The organism is Flavobacterium magnesitis (assembly GCF_041729735.1).
Taxonomy (GTDB): Bacteria; Bacteroidota; Bacteroidia; order Flavobacteriales; family Flavobacteriaceae; genus Flavobacterium; species Flavobacterium magnesitis.
The window spans coordinates 14,899-36,769 of the sequence record NZ_JBCFQK010000023.1; the positions used below are offsets into that span (position 1 = coordinate 14,899).

At 34.0% G+C, this 21,871-nt stretch carries 21 protein-coding genes, 1 tRNA gene and 1 riboswitch; of the genes, 7 read left to right on the plus strand and 15 right to left on the minus strand.

Translation table 11 applies throughout. The annotated features are described in order from the left end of the window. Positions 1 to 95 precede the first annotated feature (95 nt). From AAGV33_RS13605 to AAGV33_RS13625, 5 genes are all read right to left on the minus strand, one after another. Positions 96 to 938 carry a DUF2911 domain-containing protein gene (locus AAGV33_RS13605; protein ID WP_373392631.1) on the minus strand — a complete coding sequence of 281 codons (843 nt, stop codon included), beginning with the start codon at positions 936 to 938 and terminating at the stop codon, positions 96 to 98. A 51-nt stretch (positions 939 to 989) separates the two neighbouring features. Beyond that, positions 990 to 1,664 carry an HAD family hydrolase gene (locus tag AAGV33_RS13610; RefSeq protein ID WP_373392633.1) on the minus strand — a complete coding sequence of 225 codons (675 nt, stop codon included), beginning with the start codon at positions 1,662 to 1,664 and terminating at the stop codon, positions 990 to 992. 84 nt (positions 1,665 to 1,748) lie between these two features. Continuing rightward, positions 1,749 to 2,468 carry a tRNA threonylcarbamoyladenosine dehydratase gene (locus AAGV33_RS13615; protein ID WP_373392635.1) on the minus strand — a complete coding sequence of 240 codons (720 nt, stop codon included), beginning with the start codon at positions 2,466 to 2,468 and terminating at the stop codon, positions 1,749 to 1,751. Between the two features lie 28 nt (positions 2,469 to 2,496). Further along, positions 2,497 to 3,147, minus strand: a complete 651-nt coding sequence (locus AAGV33_RS13620; RefSeq protein WP_373392637.1) for a TatD family hydrolase — start codon at positions 3,145 to 3,147, stop codon at positions 2,497 to 2,499. Continuing rightward, the gene (locus AAGV33_RS13625; RefSeq protein WP_373392639.1) at positions 3,147 to 3,749 is read right to left on the minus strand and encodes a DUF1684 domain-containing protein; all 603 of its coding nucleotides are present in this window, start codon (positions 3,747 to 3,749) and stop codon (positions 3,147 to 3,149) included. Before AAGV33_RS13625 ends, AAGV33_RS13620 begins: the two co-directional genes overlap by 1 nt. Before the next feature lie 168 nt (positions 3,750 to 3,917). On the opposite strand from AAGV33_RS13625, the gene AAGV33_RS13630 reads away from it, so the two are divergent. The 3 genes from AAGV33_RS13630 (at position 3,918) to AAGV33_RS13640 (ending at position 6,057) form a co-directional block, all read left to right on the plus strand. Further along, entirely contained in the window at positions 3,918 to 4,274 is a 357-nt protein-coding gene (locus tag AAGV33_RS13630; RefSeq protein ID WP_373392640.1) for a BlaI/MecI/CopY family transcriptional regulator, read from the plus strand. Positions 4,275 to 4,279: 5 nt separating this feature from the next. Next, on the plus strand, positions 4,280 to 5,842 hold the full coding sequence (locus tag AAGV33_RS13635; protein ID WP_373392642.1) for a M56 family metallopeptidase: 1,563 nt from the start codon (positions 4,280 to 4,282) through the stop codon (positions 5,840 to 5,842). Positions 5,843 to 5,916: 74 nt separating this feature from the next. Next, complete coding sequence (locus tag AAGV33_RS13640; protein WP_073244465.1) at positions 5,917 to 6,057, plus strand: SsrA-binding protein; 141 nt, start codon at positions 5,917 to 5,919, stop codon at positions 6,055 to 6,057. Here AAGV33_RS13640 and AAGV33_RS13645 read toward each other — a convergent pair. Beyond that, positions 6,054 to 6,566: an adenine phosphoribosyltransferase gene (locus AAGV33_RS13645; RefSeq protein WP_373392645.1), complete on the minus strand. Its 513-nt coding sequence runs from the start codon at positions 6,564 to 6,566 to the stop codon at positions 6,054 to 6,056. The genes AAGV33_RS13640 and AAGV33_RS13645 overlap by 4 nt on opposite strands. Before the next feature lie 92 nt (positions 6,567 to 6,658). Here AAGV33_RS13645 and AAGV33_RS13650 point away from each other — a divergent pair. Beyond that, positions 6,659 to 6,732 (plus strand) — tRNA-Arg (locus AAGV33_RS13650). Positions 6,733 to 6,871: 139 nt separating this feature from the next. Here AAGV33_RS13650 and AAGV33_RS13655 read toward each other — a convergent pair. The 7 genes from AAGV33_RS13655 to AAGV33_RS13685 form a co-directional block, all read right to left on the minus strand. Continuing rightward, complete coding sequence (locus AAGV33_RS13655) at positions 6,872 to 8,326, minus strand: TolC family protein (protein ID WP_373392647.1); 1,455 nt, start codon at positions 8,324 to 8,326, stop codon at positions 6,872 to 6,874. Between the two features lies 1 nt (position 8,327). Further along, complete coding sequence (locus AAGV33_RS13660; protein WP_373392649.1) at positions 8,328 to 11,447, minus strand: efflux RND transporter permease subunit; 3,120 nt, start codon at positions 11,445 to 11,447, stop codon at positions 8,328 to 8,330. Positions 11,448 to 11,477: 30 nt separating this feature from the next. Continuing rightward, the gene (locus AAGV33_RS13665; RefSeq protein ID WP_373392651.1) at positions 11,478 to 12,584 is read right to left on the minus strand and encodes an efflux RND transporter periplasmic adaptor subunit; all 1,107 of its coding nucleotides are present in this window, start codon (positions 12,582 to 12,584) and stop codon (positions 11,478 to 11,480) included. 230 nt (positions 12,585 to 12,814) lie between these two features. After that, the gene (locus AAGV33_RS13670; protein ID WP_373392653.1) at positions 12,815 to 13,258 is read right to left on the minus strand and encodes a hypothetical protein; all 444 of its coding nucleotides are present in this window, start codon (positions 13,256 to 13,258) and stop codon (positions 12,815 to 12,817) included. A gap of 82 nt (positions 13,259 to 13,340) precedes the next feature. Continuing rightward, positions 13,341 to 14,486, minus strand: coding sequence for a DUF5074 domain-containing protein (locus tag AAGV33_RS13675; RefSeq protein WP_373392655.1), 1,146 nt, complete (start codon positions 14,484 to 14,486; stop codon positions 13,341 to 13,343). After that, the gene (locus tag AAGV33_RS13680) at positions 14,483 to 16,531 is read right to left on the minus strand and encodes a TonB-dependent receptor (RefSeq protein WP_373392657.1); all 2,049 of its coding nucleotides are present in this window, start codon (positions 16,529 to 16,531) and stop codon (positions 14,483 to 14,485) included. The genes AAGV33_RS13675 and AAGV33_RS13680 overlap by 4 nt, the downstream gene beginning before the upstream one ends. A gap of 117 nt (positions 16,532 to 16,648) precedes the next feature. Beyond that, positions 16,649 to 16,857: riboswitch (cobalamin riboswitch) on the minus strand. 100 nt (positions 16,858 to 16,957) lie between these two features. Further along, positions 16,958 to 18,082 carry a cysteine desulfurase family protein gene (locus AAGV33_RS13685; RefSeq protein WP_373392659.1) on the minus strand — a complete coding sequence of 375 codons (1,125 nt, stop codon included), beginning with the start codon at positions 18,080 to 18,082 and terminating at the stop codon, positions 16,958 to 16,960. Positions 18,083 to 18,164: 82 nt separating this feature from the next. Between AAGV33_RS13685 and AAGV33_RS13690 the strand changes: the two genes are divergently transcribed. Continuing rightward, positions 18,165 to 19,142, plus strand: a complete 978-nt coding sequence (locus AAGV33_RS13690; protein WP_373392661.1) for a hypothetical protein — start codon at positions 18,165 to 18,167, stop codon at positions 19,140 to 19,142. Positions 19,143 to 19,218: 76 nt separating this feature from the next. Here the strand turns inward: AAGV33_RS13690 and AAGV33_RS13695 are convergent, their stop codons facing one another. Both AAGV33_RS13695 and AAGV33_RS13700 read right to left on the minus strand, forming a co-directional pair. Further along, positions 19,219 to 19,767 carry a Smr/MutS family protein gene (locus AAGV33_RS13695; RefSeq protein ID WP_373392662.1) on the minus strand — a complete coding sequence of 183 codons (549 nt, stop codon included), beginning with the start codon at positions 19,765 to 19,767 and terminating at the stop codon, positions 19,219 to 19,221. Then, positions 19,757 to 19,942 carry a hypothetical protein gene (locus tag AAGV33_RS13700; protein ID WP_373392664.1) on the minus strand — a complete coding sequence of 62 codons (186 nt, stop codon included), beginning with the start codon at positions 19,940 to 19,942 and terminating at the stop codon, positions 19,757 to 19,759. The genes AAGV33_RS13695 and AAGV33_RS13700 overlap by 11 nt, the downstream gene beginning before the upstream one ends. 247 nt (positions 19,943 to 20,189) lie before the next feature. Here AAGV33_RS13700 and epsC point away from each other — a divergent pair, with 247 nt between their 5' ends. Together epsC and cysM are read left to right on the plus strand one after the other, a co-directional pair. Next, entirely contained in the window at positions 20,190 to 20,981 is a 792-nt protein-coding gene (gene epsC, locus AAGV33_RS13705; protein WP_373392666.1) for a serine O-acetyltransferase EpsC, read from the plus strand. After that, complete coding sequence (gene cysM / locus AAGV33_RS13710; protein WP_373392668.1) at positions 20,982 to 21,869, plus strand: cysteine synthase CysM; 888 nt, start codon at positions 20,982 to 20,984, stop codon at positions 21,867 to 21,869. It abuts the gene before it with no gap. Positions 21,870 to 21,871 lie beyond the last annotated feature (2 nt).

Consider the following 21,871-nt stretch of genomic DNA (forward strand, 5'->3'; position numbering starts at 1 on the left):
AAAACATAACTTTGATGATTAGAAAAATAAAAAAATCCCATCTCGTTTTTTGTGACGAGATGGGATTTTTGAATTATTAAAGACCTGAAATATTTTTATCTACTCCACTCGTCTATACTTGCCTTATTCATTTCAACATATTCTTTATTTCCTGCTGCTTCTGAAGCAGAAATTGACCATTTAGCCGTTTCGATTGCACCTTTTTTATCACCTTCTTTAGCTTGAATTAACGATTTTAATCTCAAGTAATAAAACGGAACATTCTTAGACATTTCAACAGCTTTATCGATGTAAGCTCTTCCTTTTGTAATATCACTATTGGATTGGTAATAATACTGAGCTGCCGTATAGTATTCTTCTGGTGTTGGTCCAGCCAATGCTTTTTCGATACTAGCAATAGCGAGTTTTTGTGTAGGAACTTCAAATTTTAAAGATACATAAGAGTTCTCCCAGGAAATATCTAAAGTCGCTGAACTGGTATCTAAATTATTAATTCCAATTGTAAAAGTTTCAACAGCTTTAGTTAAAGCTTCTTCTTTTACCGAAGTTTTCAAAGCCACTTTAGATTCGTCAAATTCTTTTGGTGTTCCCCAATTATCCGTTGCTGTATAAAACAATACTTCCCAATTTTGAATATTCGGAATGGTGTAAATGGCATATTTTCCTTTTTTCAAAGTCTTTCCATTAATCACTACATCATCACTAAAAGAAATTGTCGAATTATCGTTAGCACCTGTTCTCCACAATTGTCCAAAAGGAACTAAATTCCCTAAAACCGATCTTCCTCTTGCTGAAGGACGCGAATACACAATCTCTACATCAGTCAAACCCACTACTTGTTTTACAACAGCTTTTGGGCTTGTTTCAGGAATACGCACCTGAGCTTCAACAGCAAATTGGGAAATAATAAGGGCTAAAACAACAACAATCTTTTTCATAATTCGGTATTTTTTAAATTCAAATTTACAATTTCTATGCAACTACAGCTGTTAATTATTGCATAATTTAGAATCCAAATCCTTAACACTAGCATAATTTAACTCATCAAAATGATTCACTACGCTATCTGCTACAGACAAATCCTGATTTTTAGAATGCAAGCTGTTGTAACCGATACACAAAATCCCTGCCGCTTTTGCTGCAATAATTCCATTTGTGCTATCTTCTATAACAATACAACTTTCTTTCGGCGCTACAGACAAACTCGCAGCGTGCTCAAAAATAGCAGGATGCGGTTTCGATTTTGGAAAATCTTCTCCACTTACTTTATGAGTAAAATATTGGTGCAATTCAAATCGGTTAAAAACGCGTTCAATAGTTACTTTTGATGCCGAAGAGGCTAAAATTAACTGTACTCCGTTTTTGTGCAAGTCCACAATTAAATTTCGAACACCATCCAATAATTCCAAATCTTTTTTGGTATCAAAAGCATCATTAAAAATACTGCGTTTTCTCTGAATTAAATCTTCCACTTCATGTTCTAATTGGAAAATATCTTTTAGCTTTTGAAAAATATTTCGAGTCGAATTTCCCGTAAAAGAAGTGTACAATTCCTCGCTCACTTCAATATTTAATTCTTCAAATTGTTTGTAATACGCATAGCGATGTACTGGTTCTGTATCCACAATTACACCGTCCATGTCAAAAATTACTGTTTGTATCATTTTTTTAGATTTTTAGTTCTTAGTACCTAGTACTTAGCAAAATGTTTAAAGTTTAATATCTCAGGACTAACCACTAAGGACTAGTTACTCTTTTTTAAGCAGATGACGAATCACTGTTTCTGCAGCATGCAATCCGAATAAACCTGGCATATAACTATTGGTTCCGTAAAAAGATTTTTTGAAGTTAGAACCGTCTGTTCTTTTTACACTTCCTTCATCTGGTTTTTCGATTGAAAACACTGCTTTCACTCCACGGCTAACACCCATTTTTTTAAGTCGTTTGCGCACTACTTTAGCTAACGGACAAACATCAGTTTTACTAATGTCTTTTACAACCACTTTACTGGCTATCATTTTTCCACCAGCACCCATATTTGAAATAATTTTCACCTTTTTTTTCTTCGCACCTACAATCAGGTTCAATTTTGGAGTAATGCTATCAATACAGTCTAAAACGTAATCAAATTGTGGATCTACAATTTCTAAAGCACGCTCTGGAGAAAGAAATTCCTGTACACGAATCAGTTCCAATTCAGGATTAATATCCATTAATCGATCACCAACAATTGTTATTTTTGGCTGACCAACAGTAGAATGCAAAGCAGGTAATTGTCGGTTAATATTGGTAATATCCACTACATCTCCATCCACAATAGTCATTTTTCCCACTCCGGCTCTTGCTAAAAATTCGGCAGCAAACGAGCCCACACCGCCTAATCCTACCACAAGTACATGTGCATTTTGTAATTTTTCTAATCCTTCTTTTCTAAATAATAATTCAGCTCTTTCGGTCCATTCAGCCATAATTAATGTGTATTCGTTTATTTGGTAATTATTTATTTACAAAAACGGTATTGAAATTATTCGAAATAATTTGCTGCAATTCCGTTACAGTTATTTTTTTATATTTTGCTGCCAAGGCATATATTTCTTCGATAGTATAATCTGAAGTATCCGTTTCTAAGAAAAATCGATTTTCGGGAACACCGTTAAAAAGCTGTTCTAATTCTGGATTTTGTAATAGATATCTCCCAAATGACAAATAAAATCCGTTATCTAAAAGTTGTCTTGCCAATTGTTCTTTTTTTGAAAAACCATGAATTAGGATGGGAGTTATAATCTTTAATTTGTTCTTTAATTCCACTAATTCCTGAAAAGCATGTACGCAATGGATTACTACTGGTTTTTGATGTTTTTCGGCTAACAACAATTGTTTTTCTAAAACTTCTAATTGAATTTCAAAAGCAGTTTCGCTGCGTTTGTCTAAGCCGCATTCGCCAATAGCCAAACATTCTGGCAACGTTACTTTTTGTTCTAAAATTTTAAAATCACTTTCTAATCTATCCAGATTGATAAATAGCGGGTGAATTCCTATGGAATAATTCGATAAACCAGCATCAAATTCTTGTGGGTATTGATTGACCAATTCTACTATATCTTCCTGAGAGGTATAAACGTGTGTATGTAAATTAAAGTACTGCATTAGTCATGAAATTTCTTTACACCCGCACGAATAGCTACTTTTAAATCGTTTTCCAAAGGTACTTTTGGACAAGAATAACGATAATTATAAGCACAATACGGATTGTATGAAGTATTAAAATCGATAGCAATCGTGTTGCCTTTTGGAATTTTTAAATCAATGTATTTTCCGCCTATATAACTTTCTTTACCTGATGTTTCATCAAAAAAAGGTAAAAACAAATCGTCCTTGTATTCTGGATTTCTAGCCGAAACCACATCCTGATAAAGATTTAGTTTGCATTTTTTACCATTGATTTCAAAATGAGCTTCTCCATATTTTACAAAAATAGGTGTTCTGTCTGTCGAAGTTTTCATTTGGAATGGTTTCTCTTTTGGAGTTCTCACAAAACGAGCGTTAACAAAATACGTTTTACTTATTGGATAAAAATCCAGAGTTTTAAAAGCAGCTAAATCATGAGCTTCCAACGGACTCGTTTTAGCATTAGCATATTCTTTATTCAATTCCTGCTGGTATTTTTTGGCTGCAGCCAAATCAAATTTCCCCTGACAAAAACCAAAACTACACTGAACTAAAAAAACAAATAACAGAATAGACCTCATCTTCAAATTTTTATGCAAAAATAGTTTAAAAGTTACAAAGCCACAAAGACTTAAGCGCTTAATATTTAAGTTTTGAAACCTTTAAAACTAAAAAATTAGTTAAATAACTATAAAAATAGTTGTTAAACTAAAAATATAGTTATATAATTGTATTCAAATTAGACAACTATGGAAAAATTAACCAACAAAGAAGAAGAAATCATGCAAATTTTATGGAAGCTGGAAAAAGCTTTTGTAAAAGAAGTCATGGCCGAAATCAAAGACGAAAAGCCGCATTACAACACGCTTTCAACCATTATTAGAAATCTGGAAGAAAAAGGATATGTTTCCTATAATGCTTTTGGGAAAACACATCAATATTTCCCAATTGTAAAAATGGAAGACTATCGAAAAAAATTCATGAATACCGCCATTAACACCTATTTTAATAGTTCTTATAAAAATATGGTTTCCTTTTTTGCCAAAGAAGAGAAAATATCTGCCGAAGAACTACGAGAAATTTTAGCCATGATTGAAAAAAAATAATAGTTATGGAAAGTGGATTTATTTACCTCATCAAAGCAAGTGGCTTAATTGGTTTATTTTATTTTGCCTACTTTTTATTATTGCGAAAAGAAACCTTCTTTTCTGGAAATCGATGGTTTTTACTATTAGGATTAATTACCTCCAGCGTTTTACCTTTATTTTTCATTACCAAAATAATTTGGGTAGAGCCTACTACAGATTCACTAAATTTATCTGATATTCATAGAGTTATAAGTGCAACCGCAATAGAAAATATAACTACAAATAAAACCTCTATTACAAACAATGGTTTTGAAATCAATTATTATTGGGTTTTGGAAATAGTTTATAGCATTGGAATTTTGGCTCTTCTAATAAAATTTGCTTTTGAATTTTACACCTTACGCAAAATCATAAAAGACAAAACTATTCATAAACAAGCCAATTTCAATTTCATCAATGTAACCGAAAATATTGCTCCTTTCTCCTATTTCAATTACATCGTCTATAATTCGTCTTTATATACTACAATTGAATTAGAAAATATTTTAGAACATGAAAAAGTACACAGTGAGCAAAAACACAGCGTTGATGTGTTGATTTCTAGATTATTTTGTGTCATTTTTTGGTTCAATCCCTTCATTTGGCTATACAAAAAAGCCATTGCCCAAAATCTTGAATTCATTGCTGACAAAGAAACGGCTAAAAAAATAACCGATAAAAAAGCCTATCAATATACCCTATTAAAAATAACCACAGAGAAAAATTGTGTAGCGCTTACCAATCATTTCTATCAATCCTTAATCAAAAAACGAATTATTATGTTAAACAAAAATGAATCAAACAAAAGGAACTCTTGGAAGTATGCTATAGTACTTCCAATATTGGGAGCATTTTTATTCTTTTTTCAAATTAAAGTAGTTGCACAAGAGAAAGTAACTTCAACAGAAATAAAAGAATCTCAGTCGAACAAAGCTGAAATAAAGACAATTAAAAATGAAAATGATTCAAATGCCTTATCAAAAGAGAAAAAAAATAATATAATTGTTAAAAAAGACATTGAAAAAACCGATGTAAGTACTGACGAAAATCCTGCTCTTTGGACTATGAGAGAAGGAAAACCATTTTATTATTGGCGTAAAGAATTTTACATAGATGGTGTAAAATCGACATATCTTGAATATAGAGATTTGGACATAAATACCATCGAAGTAAATACAAAATTTTCTAACAAGCAAGTAAGAGTCACTACAAAAAAAACAGACCTTCTACAGTCACCTATTGTTAATGAAGAAGGTAAAGAACAAAAAGGCAAAAATGGCTCTGTTATTGGTTACGAAGATGGTAATGGTAAAAGCTCATACTATTTTGATTTTGACAAAGCCCTAGTCATTCTTGACGGAAAAGACAGTGACTATACAACTCTACTAAAAAATAAAGACAAAAAATTAAATTGCGTTTATTTTTGCCCATTTAAAGCTATTCCACATGATGAATCAAAAAAGGCTATTTTAGCTGAATATGGGGAAAAAGCCAGAAACGGAGTTATAATAGTAGAAACTCAAGATTATTACAATAAAAACAATTAATATTTCTTTTCATCACAAAAACAGACGGCTCTTCATCAAGACCGTCTTTTTTGTATCTTTGAAAAAAAGCACTTATGTTTAAAATACTAGCCAAAATCAACAAACTCATATTGCCAAGTTTTACTAAGCAAAGACTTGATTTGGCTAAAGCCAAGAAATGGCAATTGGCTATTATTGGATATCGCTATTATGTTACTACAAGAGCATTAGACTAATAGGTCAACGCTGCAAAAATATCGTATTCTTTTATTTTTTCTCTTCCGTTTAAAAAAGTCAATTCCATCAGGAAATTCAACTGAACAATTTCGCCTCCTAATTTTTCTACTAATTCACAAACTGCTTTCGCCGTTCCTCCTGTGGCTAACACATCATCGTGAATTAATACTTTATCTCCTTTTTGGATCGCATCAATATGAATTTCAAGATTATCTGTTCCATATTCTAAGTCATAAGATGCAAAAATAGTTTCATAAGGCAATTTATTTGGTTTTCTAACAGGTACAAATCCAGCATTTAATTCTTGTGCCAACAACATTCCGAATAAAAAACCTCTACTCTCAGCACCCACCACCTTATTTATTTTTTGTCCTTTCAATGATTCCACCAAGATTTTAAGACATTCCTGAGTTGCTTTTGCATCATTTAATAACGGAGTTATATCTTTAAACAAAATTCCTTCTTTTGGAAAACCCTGAATATCACGGATATAATTTTCTAACTTCATTTTTTTTAGTATTTATTGAAATTTATGCTTGCAAGTTACACATTTATCCCTATATTTGCACCCGCAATCACGTTTACAAAACGACTGCAAATGGCCTTGTGGCGCAACTGAATAGCGCACTTGATTACGGCTCAAGAGGTTACTGGTTTGAATCCAGTCAAGGTCACTTAAAAAACTCTAAATCAATGATTTAGAGTTTTTTTTTTTATTCTAAACTTGAGATTCAATCTCCTAAAAATAAAAAAGAGGAAATCTCATCATTTTGAGACTTCCTCTTATAAAATAGAGATAGTGAAATACAACTTTTAATTGATCCCGCCACCTAAAGCTTTGTACAACAATACCTGTGACTCAGCATTTTTTAATTGTATATCCACAAAATCTAGTTCGGCTTGCAATTTATTTTTTTGCGCATTGATTATTTCGAGATAATTAGCATAACCGCTTAAATACAAATCATTCGAAACATTTACGGCTATTTCCAAATGTTTAATCTCATTGGATTTATATTTTAAAACATCCGCAAAAGATTCCGTTCTATGCAATAAAGCACTTAATTCGTTATACGCTGTTGTAATTGTGTTTTGATATTGCAGCAACGAAATTTGTTGTTTTTTATTCGAAACAAAAAATTCTTGTTTGATTTGTCCTTTGTTAAATACAGGCGCTGTTAGTCCGCCAAGCAATTGCCAGGCAAAAGAACCACTATCAAAAAAAGTGGAGAACGAAAACGAATTCAAACCTGCATATCCACCGAGGTTAAGAGTTGGAAAAAAGGCAGCTCGTGCGGCTTTTGCATCGGCGTTTGTAGCAAGCAATTCGTAATAGGCTTCTGAAACATCTGGCCTTTTATGAATAATAGAATCCACACTTATTTTTTGATTTAATACCGCCAAATGTCCCGATAAAAAGTCATTGCTTCTATCGATTTTACCACCATATTCACCCAGAAGATTCAGTAAGGCTTTTTCAGTTTGGTCAATGCTTAAATTAAGCTGTTCCGATTCTGCCAGAATATTATTGTTTTGAGCATTAAACTGCTGTACAGCCAATTCTGTCGCTTTCCCAACGGATCTTTGTGCCGAAATGATATCCAAAGCTTGTTGCTGTGTTTTTAAGTTTTCTTTATAAATCACCGACTGTTTGTCTAGGGCGATCAACTTATAATACAAATCAGCAATATCGCTTAACAATCGGGTTTGCAACAATCGCATTCCTTCCTGTGAAGCGAAGAATCGCTGCAGAGCTGCTTTTTTACGATTGCTTAGTTTCCCCCAAATGTCAGCTTCCCAGGAAACTTTTCCACCTAAAAACACATTTGGAGTAACATCAGTATTGATGCGTTGTTTGTCTGAAATATTCTGAGAAAAATTAGTGTCAAAATTCCCCACACCGTCCATCGTGTATTTTCCGTAATGCGTTCCTGAAACATCAGCCTGAATGTCTAAAGACGGTAAAAGCGCCAGTTTCGCAACTTTCAAATGAGAATTGGCTATTAAAATTCGTTGCTGCATGATTAGATAATCCGGATTTTGAGCAATGGCTTTGTCTAACAATGCTTCTAATTTCGAATCTTTAAAAAAAGTTTTTGTTTCTAATGGAATAAAATTTTGCAGACTATCTGTTGCTTTTTTTCTTTTCAAATCAAAACTTTCAGGCAGCTGCTTAGCTGTTAGATTTTGATTGACTTTTGGAGCAGAACAGGCAGTAACAAGCAAAACTCCGCCAAAGATTATATATCGATTTATTGTATTTTTCATCTTAATTATTTTTATTCATTGCTTTTTCTAATTTGGCAAACAAAATGTAAAGCCCCGGAATGATAATAAGTCCAAAAACAGTTCCTATCAACATTCCTCCAGCCGCTGCTGTACCAATAGATCGGTTACCAATAGCTCCAGCACCAGAAGCAATACAAAGTGGTATTAATCCAGAAATAAAAGCAAACGAAGTCATCAAAATAGGCCTAAAACGAAGTCTGGCTCCTTCAATAGCTGCTTCGGTAATGTCTCTTCCGAGTTTATTTTGAGCCATGGCAAACTCTACAATCAAAATGGCATTTTTGGCGAGCAGACCAATGAGCATGACGAGTGCCACCTGAGCATAAATATTGTTATCTAAACCAACCATTAAAAGTGCAATGTAAGAACCAAAAACTCCAACAGGCAGACTTAAAAGCACTGGAAACGGAAGCAGTAAACTTTCGTATTGTGCGGCAAGCAATAAGTACACAAACAAAATACATAAGGCAAATATGTAAATGGTTTGATTTCCAGACAGGATTTCTTCACGCGTCATTCCCGACCATTCGAGTTCAAAACGGCTTGGAAGTTTTTCGGCGGCAATTTTCTCAACAGCCGCAATAGCTTCTCCTGAACTAAAACCTTCAGCTGGTTCTCCATTAATCATTGCCGACACATACATATTGTATCTTGTTAAAACTTCAGGACCGTAAACTCTTTCGAGTCTGATAAAAGTAGAAAACGGAACCATTTCGCCAGCGTCATTTTTTAGATACATATCCAGAATACTTTCGGGATTTTTCCTGAATTGCGGACTTGCCTGCACCATTACTTTATACATTTGAGAAAAACGAATAAAGTTGGTCGCATAAAAGGACCCTAGCATAGTCTGTAAAGTCGACATTGCATTATCTACCGAAATTCCTTTTTTGGCAGCCATATCATAATCAATATGGATTAAATATTGCGGGAAAGTGGCATCAAAACTGGTAAATGATTTTTGTATTTCAGGAGAAGCATTCAATTCTTTGATGAAATTTTTAGTCACTTCATCTGTATTATTTATGCTTCCGCCCGATTTATCCAGTAAGCGAAGTTCGAAACCGCTGGTGTTTCCAAACCCGGGAACCGTGGGCGGTGCAAAAATTTCGATTTGGGCATCCGATATACTTTTTGTTTTCTCAGTCAATTGGGCAATAAATTCATTTACCGAAATATCACGCTCTTTCCAGTCTTTCAAATTGATCATTCCCATTCCGTAAGAAGCACCTGCAATTTCAGTAACAATACTGTATCCAGCAAGCGTGGTTACGTTATCAACACCTTTAATTTCTTGGGCAATTCGGGTAACTTCATCCAAAGCTTTTTCGGTACGTTCTACGGTTGCTCCTTGTGGCGTAGTTACACTTACGTAAACCATTCCCTGATCTTCAGACGGAATAAATCCAGAAGGCAATAATTTGCTAGCGCCCCAGGTAAGTATACAAAACAAGACCAATAATCCCATTGTAACCGTAGTTCTATCGGCAAATTTTACCAGAACTTTGATGTATTTAGCAGTAATATTATCAAACCAATTGTTGAATCGGTGGAAAAATTTATCTAGCAAAGAAGTTTTCTGTTTGTTCGGGTCGTGTGCTTTCAACATAATGGCACATAAAGCTGGAGTAAGCGTAAGTGCATTAATTCCAGAAATGACAATACTAATAGCCATAGTCAATGAAAACTGCCTATAGAAAACCCCAACAGGACCACTCAGGAAAGCAACAGGAATAAACACGGCAGCCATAACAATGGTAATTGCAATAACAGCTCCGGTAATTTCTTTCATGGCACTTATGGTTGCGGGCAAAGGTTCCATGTGTTCTTCGGATATTTTTACGTGTACGGCTTCGACAACGACAATTGCGTTATCGACCACAATTCCGATAGAAAGTACTAAGGCAAAAAGTGTTAATAAATTGATCGAGAATCCCATCATAGACATAAAAGTAAATGAACCAATTAAGGCAACAGGAACAGCTAATACAGGAATTAAAGTAGAACGCCAATCCTGCAGGAATAAGAAAACCACAAAGGCTACTAGAATAAAGGCTTCAATAAGCGTTTTTAAAACTTCATCGATGGAGGCATCCAGAAAACGCGAAACATCATAAGCAATATTGTAATCCATTCCAGGAGGAAAAGAACTTCCTTTCAACTCCGCCATTTTTTCTTTTACGCTGGCAATCACTTCAGAGGCATTCGAACCTGGACGCTGTTTCAACATGATAGATGCCGAAGGTTTACCATCCGTTTTTGAAACCATTCCGTAACTCATGGAACCAAATTCAATTTCCGAAATATCTTTTAATCGCAAGATTGTTCCATCAGAATTAGCTCTTAACGGAATTTCTTCGTATTGTTTGGGTTCGAAAAATTTTCCTCCATATTTTATAACATATTGAAGTTGACTGTCCAATTTTCCAGAACCTTCCCCTACTTTACCAGGAGCTGCCGAAATGTTTTGTTTTTGCAGCGAACTAATCACTTCATTTGCTGAAATATTATAAGAAAGCATCTTTTGCGGATCCAGCCATACTCGCATTGAATATTCTTTCTGTCCCATAATTTCGGCACGCCCTACTCCATCAATACGTTTTAATTCTTGCAGGATATTAATATCGGTAAAATTGAAGATAAACTGTTCGTCTTGCATTTTATCAGTACTGGTAACGTTAAGGTACATCAACATACTGTTTACCTCTTTTTCGGTGGTAACTCCAGCACGGATTACTTCTTCGGGAAGTTCATCTAAAATAGTAGTTACACGATTTTGCACGTTTACCGCAGCCAAATCAGGATCTGTTCCTACTTCAAAGAAAACCTGAATCAAGGTCAATCCATCATTTGATGTTACCGTTGACATATATGTCATTCCAGGAACTCCGTTTATGGCACGTTCCAACGGAAGTGCCACCGCATTAGCAGAAACCTCAGCATTAGCTCCAGTATATTTAGCTGTTACCGTTACCGATGGCGGTACAATATCAGGAAATTGTGTTATGGGAAGCTGGAATAAAGCTAATATTCCCAATAGTACTATCATAACCGAGATGATTAATGATAATATTTTTCGTTTGATAAACATTTCTATCATTTTCTTTTCTTTTAATAATGTATAGTTGAATTACAGGTTTACGGCTTGCGTTTCTTTAATATTGATTTTGTCGCCGTCACGTAAGGACTGAATGCCTTCCTGAACAATTAAATCATCATTTTTCAAACCTTTATTTAAAATATATACATCATCAAGTGTACTTCCGATGGTAATGTTGGTCATTTTAACAATGCCTTCTTTGTCTACTAGAAATACAAATTGTTTGTCCTGAATAGAAAAAACTGATTTTTGGGGAATAACAATCGCATTGGTTATGGGCTCTGAAATAATCAATTTTCCAGAAGTTCCGTGTTTAATAAATCCTTGTGGATTGTGAAATTTAGCTTTGTACTGAATAGAACCCGTTTGTCTGTCTATCTCTCCATCGGCAGTTTTTAATTCTCCTTTTTGGTTATAAACGACACCGTTTGGCAAAATTAATTTTATCTCTCCTTTTGTATTGATGCTTTTATCAGCCATCATTTGGAAATAAATATTTTCTGGAATCGAAAAATAGGCATAAATATCATCCAGTTGTGAAACAGTGGTAAGCAGTGAACCATTTTCTACCAAGCTTCCTTCTTTAAAAGGAATACGATCCACAGTTCCGTCAAACGGAGCTCTGATAGTTGTAAAATTAATTTGCTGATTTATGGCTTTTTTTTCTGCAGCAGCGTGAGCAACTTTGGCGGCAGCCGCTTCATATTTTGCTTTAGCTAATTCTAATTCGTTATCTGCAATTACTTTTTTATTGAATAGGGTTTGTGCTTGTTCGAGGTGAACGTTGGCGATTCTAAGATCAGCCATAGTGCTCTTGTAAACGGCTTGCGCTTTTAGCAATTGTATTTGAAGTTCTACATCGCTTATTTTAAATAAAAGCTGGCCTTTTTTTACTTTTTGTCCTTCGCTTACATATACTTTTTCCAGTAATCCTGGAATTCGAACGTGTATTTCGACATTGTTTTTGGCATGCACATCCGCAACAAATCGGTTTGAAATAATGGTGTCTTTTAATGTGATTTTGTATACTGGTACGGTTTTAATACTATTGGCTCTTTTTTTGTTTTTATCTCCACACGAGACCAAAACGAATAATGCTAAAACAGAAAAAAAGAATGATTTTTTAAAATTGTTCATAGTTAATTTATTAGGATTTAAATAGATAGATTAACTCCGTATGTATTGGTTACAGGGAGTTTACAGATAAGTTAAACGATAAAATGGAAATACAGCGTTTACTCCATTTTCAGGCAGCAACGAGTAATTTGAATGTTTTTTATAAAAGAAATTATCTTAGTGATATACCAAGATATTGCAGCCGAAAAACATCGGTACATTATAAAAACAAAGAAGAAGTCATTCTAAATCTAGAATAATTGATATAAATGAAGATGAGTATGTTGCTGAATTTGATAAAGACTAGCAACGCTAAAAAAAATGCTTTCTTTTAAAAGCTTAAGTGTAAAAAAATTAGTGCTATAGTTTTTTTTTAAGGTCCGTGTTTCTGAATCTTCTACACGTGTTTTTGCCTTCTTTTTAATGACAAAATGCATCTTCATATCATTAGACATGGATGCAGAAGAAGATTCAACCTGAGAAACATCCGAAGCTAAAAAAACATCTTGTGTTTGATAATTATTGGCTTCAAAAGAATATTTATAAAATTCTACACTGCCATAAAAAGTAAGCAATGATAAAATAATGATATAGATAGACTTAATAGGTTTCATAAAGTACAGGATAAAACTTTTATTTTTAGGGTTTGAAAAGAATACTAAATTTATAGCTAATTTGATGCCAAATATAGCCATTTGACAATTTAATGTGTCTTAATTTTTCTTTAAAAAAGATATGGCTAAGAAGTTTAATGATAAGTTAACTTATTTGAATAATTTAGTTTTTAGTTATAAAAGCTATATGTGCAGGAATATTTCCTGCAGTTGTTTTCCATTTTAATTTGCCGTCAGGAGTAAAACAATAAATATAACCCGTTACTACATAATTCTGTGCATCAGTGATATAAATTTCTTTTGTTTCGGGATGGACCTGAAGTCCGTACGGAAGCATGATTTGTTTTTCTGTTCCATCAGTAATAATTTGATTGCTGATTATTTTTTTTGTTTTGGTATCTAATATTCCGTAAGTAACTTCATTAGAATTAGTCAAATAACTCCAGGAGACACTATAAAAATAAAGCAAATCGTCTACCAGACACATTCCCGAAACTGGAATATCCAGCTGCATTTTTTTCTCATCTGTTTTAGTATCAATCACAAAAAGGTTCGAAGGTGTCTCGTAATAATCACCTCGTGAACTGACATAAATGTCGCCCTGACTGTCAATTTTCATGCTGGAGAGATTAATACCAACGTCTATTTTTTTTATTTCGGTAAAAGTTGCGAGGTCAATCACCGATACCGTTCGGTCATAATCAGGAACTCGGTACCCTCCAGAATTTGCTACATACAATTTCCCATTATGCACGACCATTTGTTCGGGCTGATAACCCACATTTACTTTACGTTTAATTTCTAAAGAAGTGGTATCGATTTCGGCAACAAAACCAATTTCTGCATTAGGATCAATCGTAACGGAACCAGAATAAGAACTTACATACGCTTTGTCTTTGTAAAAAGCTATGTATCGACAATTGGGAATATCTATTTTTTTGATGCGTTTGGCTGTCCATTTATCAATAACCTCTACTTTATTCGAAACATTAATTACCGCAAATACTTTGTTACCGTAAATTTGAATATCGTTACCCACATCACCCAATTCTTTTACCACTTCGGGATTTCGTTCCGAATAAATATCGGTGGTATAGTTTCCTGTTCGATAATTAAAGAGATCTATACTTGCCCTGTTCATTCCCATATTACCTTCGTTCAGAAGATAAAATCCTTCAATATTTCCTTCACTTCTAGGTTCAGCAACATTTCTGTCCGAGGATAGAAAAATAATTTCATCTTCTCGACAAGAAGTAAAAGCTAGCGCTATAAATAAACCGAAAAGTATTTTTATAATTATCTTTCTCATAATTCAATACTGATTATAAATTTCATCGTTCGACCTGGCATTGGATAATTGTAAATGACCTCATAATGTTGATTGAGTACATTATTTACCTCTACTGCTCCTTTTATTTTATAATTATGAACCACAAAAGCTTTTTGTATAGCTAAATCGTGGGTATACCAAGGCTGTACTTCGTTCACTTTAATATTGTTGACATTCCCATTATATCGTTTTCCAACATAGATAAAACTGTAATTAAAATTCCAGGATTTGTAATTAGCATTAAAAATTCCAGAACCGCTATGCCAGGGCGTATAAGGAATTTGGTCTCCGTAAGACGACAATTCCAAGCCTGCAAATTTGGTATAATCCCTACTTTCAGAATAGGTATAAGTCAAATTAGCGGATAGATTTAATTTGTTAATATGCGTTCCCATATTAATAACTGATTCTATTCCATGTCCTTTTACCTGCCCCATATTAGTCATCATCCAGCGGAATAAATTCCCGGTTGGAGCAGCCACAATTTTGTCCTTGGTATTCGTATAATAGCCATCAACCTGAATAGAAAATTTATCAAAAAATCCTTTTGCTGGTAAATTATAAGTAAAACCAATATCGTACTGATTCATATATTCGGGTCTCAAAGTACTGGATCCAACCATTGTATAATACAAATCATTGAAAGTGGGCATTCTGAAAATGCGTTTGGCGAAAGCCCTTAAATTAAAATCATACTTTTTAAATGGAGTATAACCAAGAAATATGGCAGGAGTAAATTCGGTTTTGTCAGGTGGTTTGGCATTGTATTCCACCTCTTCTTTTACGTGAGTTCCAATAACACTACTCAAAATTTTAAATCCGCCCAATCTATAGGCTGTAGCCAATGAAACTAAAGTGGTATACCGTTGCGGAAAAGAAAATTGGGTTTGGATTCCTCTTCGGGTCGCATCAAGTTTGTTGTACTGAAAATCGGTAGAAAGTGAAACATCCCAACTAGGCAAAATACTGTACATATTTACTGCCGAAAAATAGGCTTCACTTTGATAATAACTATCGTCAGATTGAGCACTTTCAGTTACGGTTTCGCCTAAAACACTAGTAGTATCTCTGGCTATATAGTGCGTATAATCATAAGCATATTTTGCTCTTGCCTGAAATTTATATTTTTCTGTAAAGTCTTTAACTAAAAAAGCCTGAGTGAAAAAATTCTTGTCATTTTGCCTGAAACCATCCGAAAACTTATTCTCTACAATAGCTCCCGGCGCTCCTCTTTCGGAATCGTAATAATATACTTTGGCATCCCAGGAACCCTTATTTATTTTTCCATAAAGTCCTGATTCTATTCTGAGTGCTGTAATATCACTATTCATTCGGGTTGCAGTGGTATCATAAGCTACAGAACCATCCTGATTGTTTCTTTTGTATCTGAATTTATATTCTCCATTCGATTTTATAAATTCCGAACTCAAACTCAAACTGACTTTATCACTTAATTTTTGTTCCCATCTAAAAGACGGATCATTGTAATTGATAGACATGGTTTTGTATCGAACCAGTAGATTGCTTTTTTTATTACCTTCAAAAACAGGACGTTTCGTTCTTAAGTAAATGGTAGAAGCCGCTGCAAAGTCTTTTGCTGATTGGAAAATTTCACTTTTTTGACCGTTATACATTGTCAGGGATTCCATATCATCCAAGGAATATTTTCCTAAATCGGTCACTCCGTTTTGTGCATTTCCTAACTGAATTCCGTCATAAAAAACACCTACATGATGCGTTCCCATATTTCGAACATCAACCGTTTTAAGTCCGCCAAGTCCACCGTAATCTTTGATTTGGGTTCCGGCAAAATACCGAAGCGCATCTGCAACGTTGTGGCTGGCTAAATTTTCAAGTTGTTTTCCGGAAAGACTTTGTACTGGAATTACTTCCTGATACGGTGGTTTTGAATTGATTTTAACCTCTTTCAGAAGCTGTAAACTATCTTTAGCTACCTGAGAATGAAGTAAAAAAGGAACAAAAAGAATGAAAACGAAAAAAAATGTTTTTTTTGTATTACACATCACTAATTAAATTATAAAAACTCACTTTAGGATGTAATTATCAAGAAACATAAGAATTATTCCCGCTATAAAATAACAGGTTAATTGCTTGTCCTTTGACTTTATTCCTCGAAAGTCTTAAACTATATAATTGTGGCAGGTCTCCTGACTTGTCCCATCTTTAAACAACCTTCTCATCCGCCGGGGCGAACAATGGCATTAGTAACGTTTAAAGACTTTTACTAGAACTTACAGTAGCGGGTCTGTTCAGGATTTGCACCTGATTCCCTTTTAACTATTTTTTCTTAAAAATCCAGAAAAAACAGACCAAAATCTGGCGCAAAGTTAATACTAACTTTAATAAAACAAGTATGATAAGAAGTATAAATTATGTATTGAAAACCTAATCTTCAATAAATCAATTAGATTGGCTTTAAAAATAGAATATTAAACCGTTTTTAAAGCTTCAATTAAGCCGTCAATATCTTCTTTAGTATTATAATGACTGAAGGAAATACGCAAACTTGGTTTTTTAATTAAATCATCAGAAAGTATTTCGGCTAATACATGAGAAGGTCGAATGCTTCCGCTCTGGCAAGCACTTCCACGAGAAACGGCAATGCCTCGCATATCCAAATGAAATAAAATCATTGCTGTTTTTTCCTCTGAGAAAGGCAATAAAACATTGATAATATTATAAAAACCTTCGCTCTTTCCGTTGATTTCAAAACCTGGGAAGTTTTTTTCTAATTGCTCAATCAGATAATTTTTAACAGCAGTGATATGCTCTTTTTCGGAATCTAAATTCGAATATGAAATTTCTAAAGCCTTTGCCATTCCTGCAATTTGATGTACCGCTTCGGTTCCTGCACGCAAACCTTTTTCTTGTTCGCCTCCATAAAAAAGAGGTTGCAATCCCGAATTTTTTCTAACAAATGCAAATCCCACTCCTTTAGGTCCATGAAATTTATGCGCACTTGCCAAAACAAAATCCACAGCAATGGTTTGCAAATCCAATGGCATTTTCCCCATCGATTGCACCGTATCCGAATGAAACAAAGCATTATACTGCTTGCAGATTACACCTACTCGCTCCAAATCTAAAGCAGTACCAATTTCGTTATTAATGTGCATTAAACTTACCAATGTTTTTACTTCCTGAGAAAGCAAATCAGACAAATGAGTCAAATCGATTGTACCATTTGGCAACACATTAACATAATCTACCTGAATAGAAAATTCTTTTTGCAAAGCCGTAATAGCCAGTAAAACAGCATGATGTTCTATTTTACTGCTAATGATTCGTTTGACTTGCAAATCCTGAACTGCCGAACGCAAAATCCAATTGTTTCCTTCTGTTCCTCCAGAAGTAAAAATAATTTCCTGAGCATTTACATTCAGTTGTTTGGCAATAGATTTTCTGGAAAGTTCCAATCTGTTTTTAGCATTTCGCCCAAAACTATGCGTTGATGAAGGATTTCCATAATCTTCCGTCATTATTTTAGTCATTTCTTGAATAACTTCTGGTCGGATTGCAGTAGTAGAGGCGTTATCGAGGTATATTTTTTTCATTGTTGCAAAGTTATAAAATATCAATTATCAAAAGCGGAATAAAATTTGTCATTTTTTGCCTATTTTTGTCAAAATTTTTAAGATGAAAAAAGCCCTAAGCCTATTGGTTTTATTAGCACTATTTAACGCTTGCGATGATGGAGATTTAACTCAAGAAGATATTAGCTTTGAAGACGTTACCTCAACTCAAAGTTGTAGTACTAATGATATTATCTACAAACTAAAAGAAAAAGAAGCCTTATTACTGGAAATTCCTGAAACTAATTTCCCTACTGAACTTACTGCTGATAATGAGACGGTTGAGTTAGACATCAGTACTACAACTAATAGAGTAGTGTATCGTTTTTACAACGGAACAGTAACCTCTAACAATATTTGTGAAACTATTGCTCCAGCAACTCCTGTTATTACCGACCAATGGACAGCTACAGCTGGTAAAATAAGAATTGTAACTAGTGCTATTATAGAACCTAATAATGAAGCAAATAACAGTACAAAAATTACAGGATATAACCATAACATTGTGTTAAAAAATGTAACTTTTGCAAAAGCTGTAGGGACACAGGTGTACGAAACATTTCCTTTTGGCAATTACAAATCTATAATTACACCTCTACCATTTAATTTTGATCAGACATTAGAGAAATGTACTTCATCTAATGAGATATATAATTACACCACTAGCGCAGCTTTAATCTTAGACATCGATCCAAGTTTAATTGCAAACGAAGTGACACCTCTTAATACACCAAGAACAGGACTTATAGGAACTACTACAAACGTATTCATCTATCGTTCATTTACAGGCGGAGGTTTATTAACTGGTGATTATTTTTGCAACGATACTACTCCTACTACTCCTGTACTTAATCAACAATGGGATGGTAAAGCGGGAGTAAGTGGCGAAAGCGGTATTATTGAAGTTACGACAACAACTAATGGCCCAACTAGTTTCAAACACACTATAGTACTTAAAAAAGTTTCTTTACAAAAAGGAATTAGTAATTTTACTCTTGGAGATAGTTATATTCTAGGAGAATTATTTACCACAACTAATTAATTTCTATAATCTAGAAAATAAAAAAACGCTCATTTGGACTATTCAAATGAGCGTTTTTTGTAAGTTGTAAATGCTATTATTTTTTACTTTGCTTGATAAAAACTTCAGTAGCACCCTGACCGTATTTTTGATAATTGGCTTCTTGAAAATCAATATTATCATAACGTCCTAATAAAAAATCGAGTTCGGCTTTCAATACACCTTCTCCCACTCCATGTATAAAAACAATTTTAGGAATGCGGTTTTTAATGGCAAATTCTATGTGACGTTGTGCGGTTTCGGCCTGTAAAGTCAAAATATCATAATTAGACATTCCGTGTTTATTTTTGACTAATTTTTCAATGTGCAAATCAAATTCAGGAACTCCTACTTCCTTTTCTTTTCGTTCTTTTACAAAACTTCTTGGTTTTGGAATTGCTTTTTCCTTTTTAATTTCCTCAATATTAATACGTCTAATAGTATCCATTAAGTTACCTGAATCGCTGGTTTTAACCAATTCCTTTTCGGTAAAATTCATCACAAAACCATCCTCGGTTTCAATAGTAACTTCATGACCTTTAACAGTCAAAACAACTCCGTTAATGGCTTCATCCAGTACTGCAACTTTATCTCCTTTATTCAACATCTTCTTTTTCTTTTTCTTGATTTTTACTTGGTGTTTTAGCACTCAATTGCATCATTCCGAACATAAAAACGGCTATAGCAATTACACCTACATATACGTTTTTATCGTCTGCAGTCTGTTGATAAAAAGCAACACCAATGGCAATTAGCATTATGGGAATAACTATTTTCTTCATTTTTTATTTGTATCAGCTTTCAAAAGTAAGAAATTTAAAATTGCCTATTTAAGAAAGTTAATTTCAATTCTATAAAATCCATTTCAAAAACAATACAAATTCATTTCAGCTAAAATCAGCATTATAGCGTGAAAGCGTCTTCGTTCTTGTCCTTTTATTCAAAATAGTTCAATATATTTGTTCTAAATTTAGCAACAGTATTAGAATCAAATAGTATTCTCTCTACCAACAATACAATCCAAAAATCATGACAAAAGATCTGATTATTAAAAATATTGGCTTATTAAAAAGCCATACTTCCATTAATTACGGGATTAAAACGAAAGTGGAAATTTTTACCGAAAAAATATTTTATACCTTATTTGATAGCAATGCTCCTTTGGACGAAAGTATTGATGAATTAGAAAAACAATTTAAAGATATTGCTGCAATTACTTGTAAAAAACCAGATGCTTTATGCGATTCTACTTGGGATCATTTTGTGGCCAAATTGCCTTCGGTATTAGAAAAGCTAAATCAAGATGCCGAATACATTTTAGAAAACGACCCTGCTTCAAACGGCATCGAGGAAGTTTATCTGGGCTATCCAGGATTTTATGCAATTGCTATTTATCGCATTAGTCATGAGTTGTACCAACTCGACTTATTGCTTTTCTCTCGATTAATGAGTGAATATGCCCATAGAATTACAGGAACGGATATTCATGCAGGAGCTCAAATCGATTCGCCATTTTTCATCGATCACGCAACAGGAATTGTGATTGGAGAAACTGCCGTAATTGAAAAACACGTAAAAATTTATCAAGGTGTTACGCTGGGTGCGCTAAGTGTTAGCAAAGACATGAAAAATGCTAAAAGACATCCCACGGTAGAACAAAATGTCTGTATTTATGCCAATGCCACCATTCTGGGCGGTGGAACAATTATTGGCAAAAACAGCATCGTTGGAGGTAATGCCTGGATAACCAAATCAATACCCGAAAGATCAATAGTGACTAATACCACCACTACTGAAGTAAAAATAAAAGAATTAAAATAAATGGATCCGCAAAAAATATTAAACCTCATTGGTAACACTCCTTTAGTAGAAACTACCAATTTGATCAAAAACAAAAACGTAAAATTATTATTAAAATTAGAAGGCAATAATCCTGGAGGAAGTGTCAAAGACAGAGCAGCTTACAATATGATTGTATCGGCTTTAGAAAGAGGCGAAATCAAAAAAGGCGATAAACTTATTGAAGCGACTAGTGGAAATACAGGAATTGCGCTTGCTATGATTGCCCAATTGTTAAACATCGAAATCGAACTTATTTTACCTGAAGATTCTACTAAAGAGCGTACTCAAACCATGCGTGCTTATGGCGCAACTGTAATTCTGACCTCTGCCAAAGAAGGTATTTTAGGATCCAGAGACTATGCCGATAAAAAAGTAGCCGAAGGCGGTTACATCATGTTGAATCAATTTGCAAATGACGACAACTGGAAAGCGCATTACAAAACCACAGGTCCAGAAATTTGGAATGACACACATGGCACTGTAACCCATTTTGTTTCGGCAATGGGAACTACAGGAACCATTATGGGAACTTCAACTTATTTGAAAGAAAAAAATTCAGCTGTTGAAATTATAGGAGCACAACCCTCAGAAGGTTCACAAATTCCTGGAATTAGAAAATGGCCTTTGGAATATTTGCCTAAAATTTATGATCCTTCAAAAGTAGACCGCACTATTGACGTTACCGAAAAAGAAGCTCGTGAAATGACCAAACGCCTAGCCTTAGAAGAAGGTGTTTTTGCAGGAATGAGCAGTGGTGGTGCTGTAGCAGTAGCTGTCAAATTAGCCGAAGAATTAGAATCAGGGGTTATTGTGGCTATCATTTGCGACAGAGGAGATCGTTATTTGTCTTCTGATTTATTTGATTAATT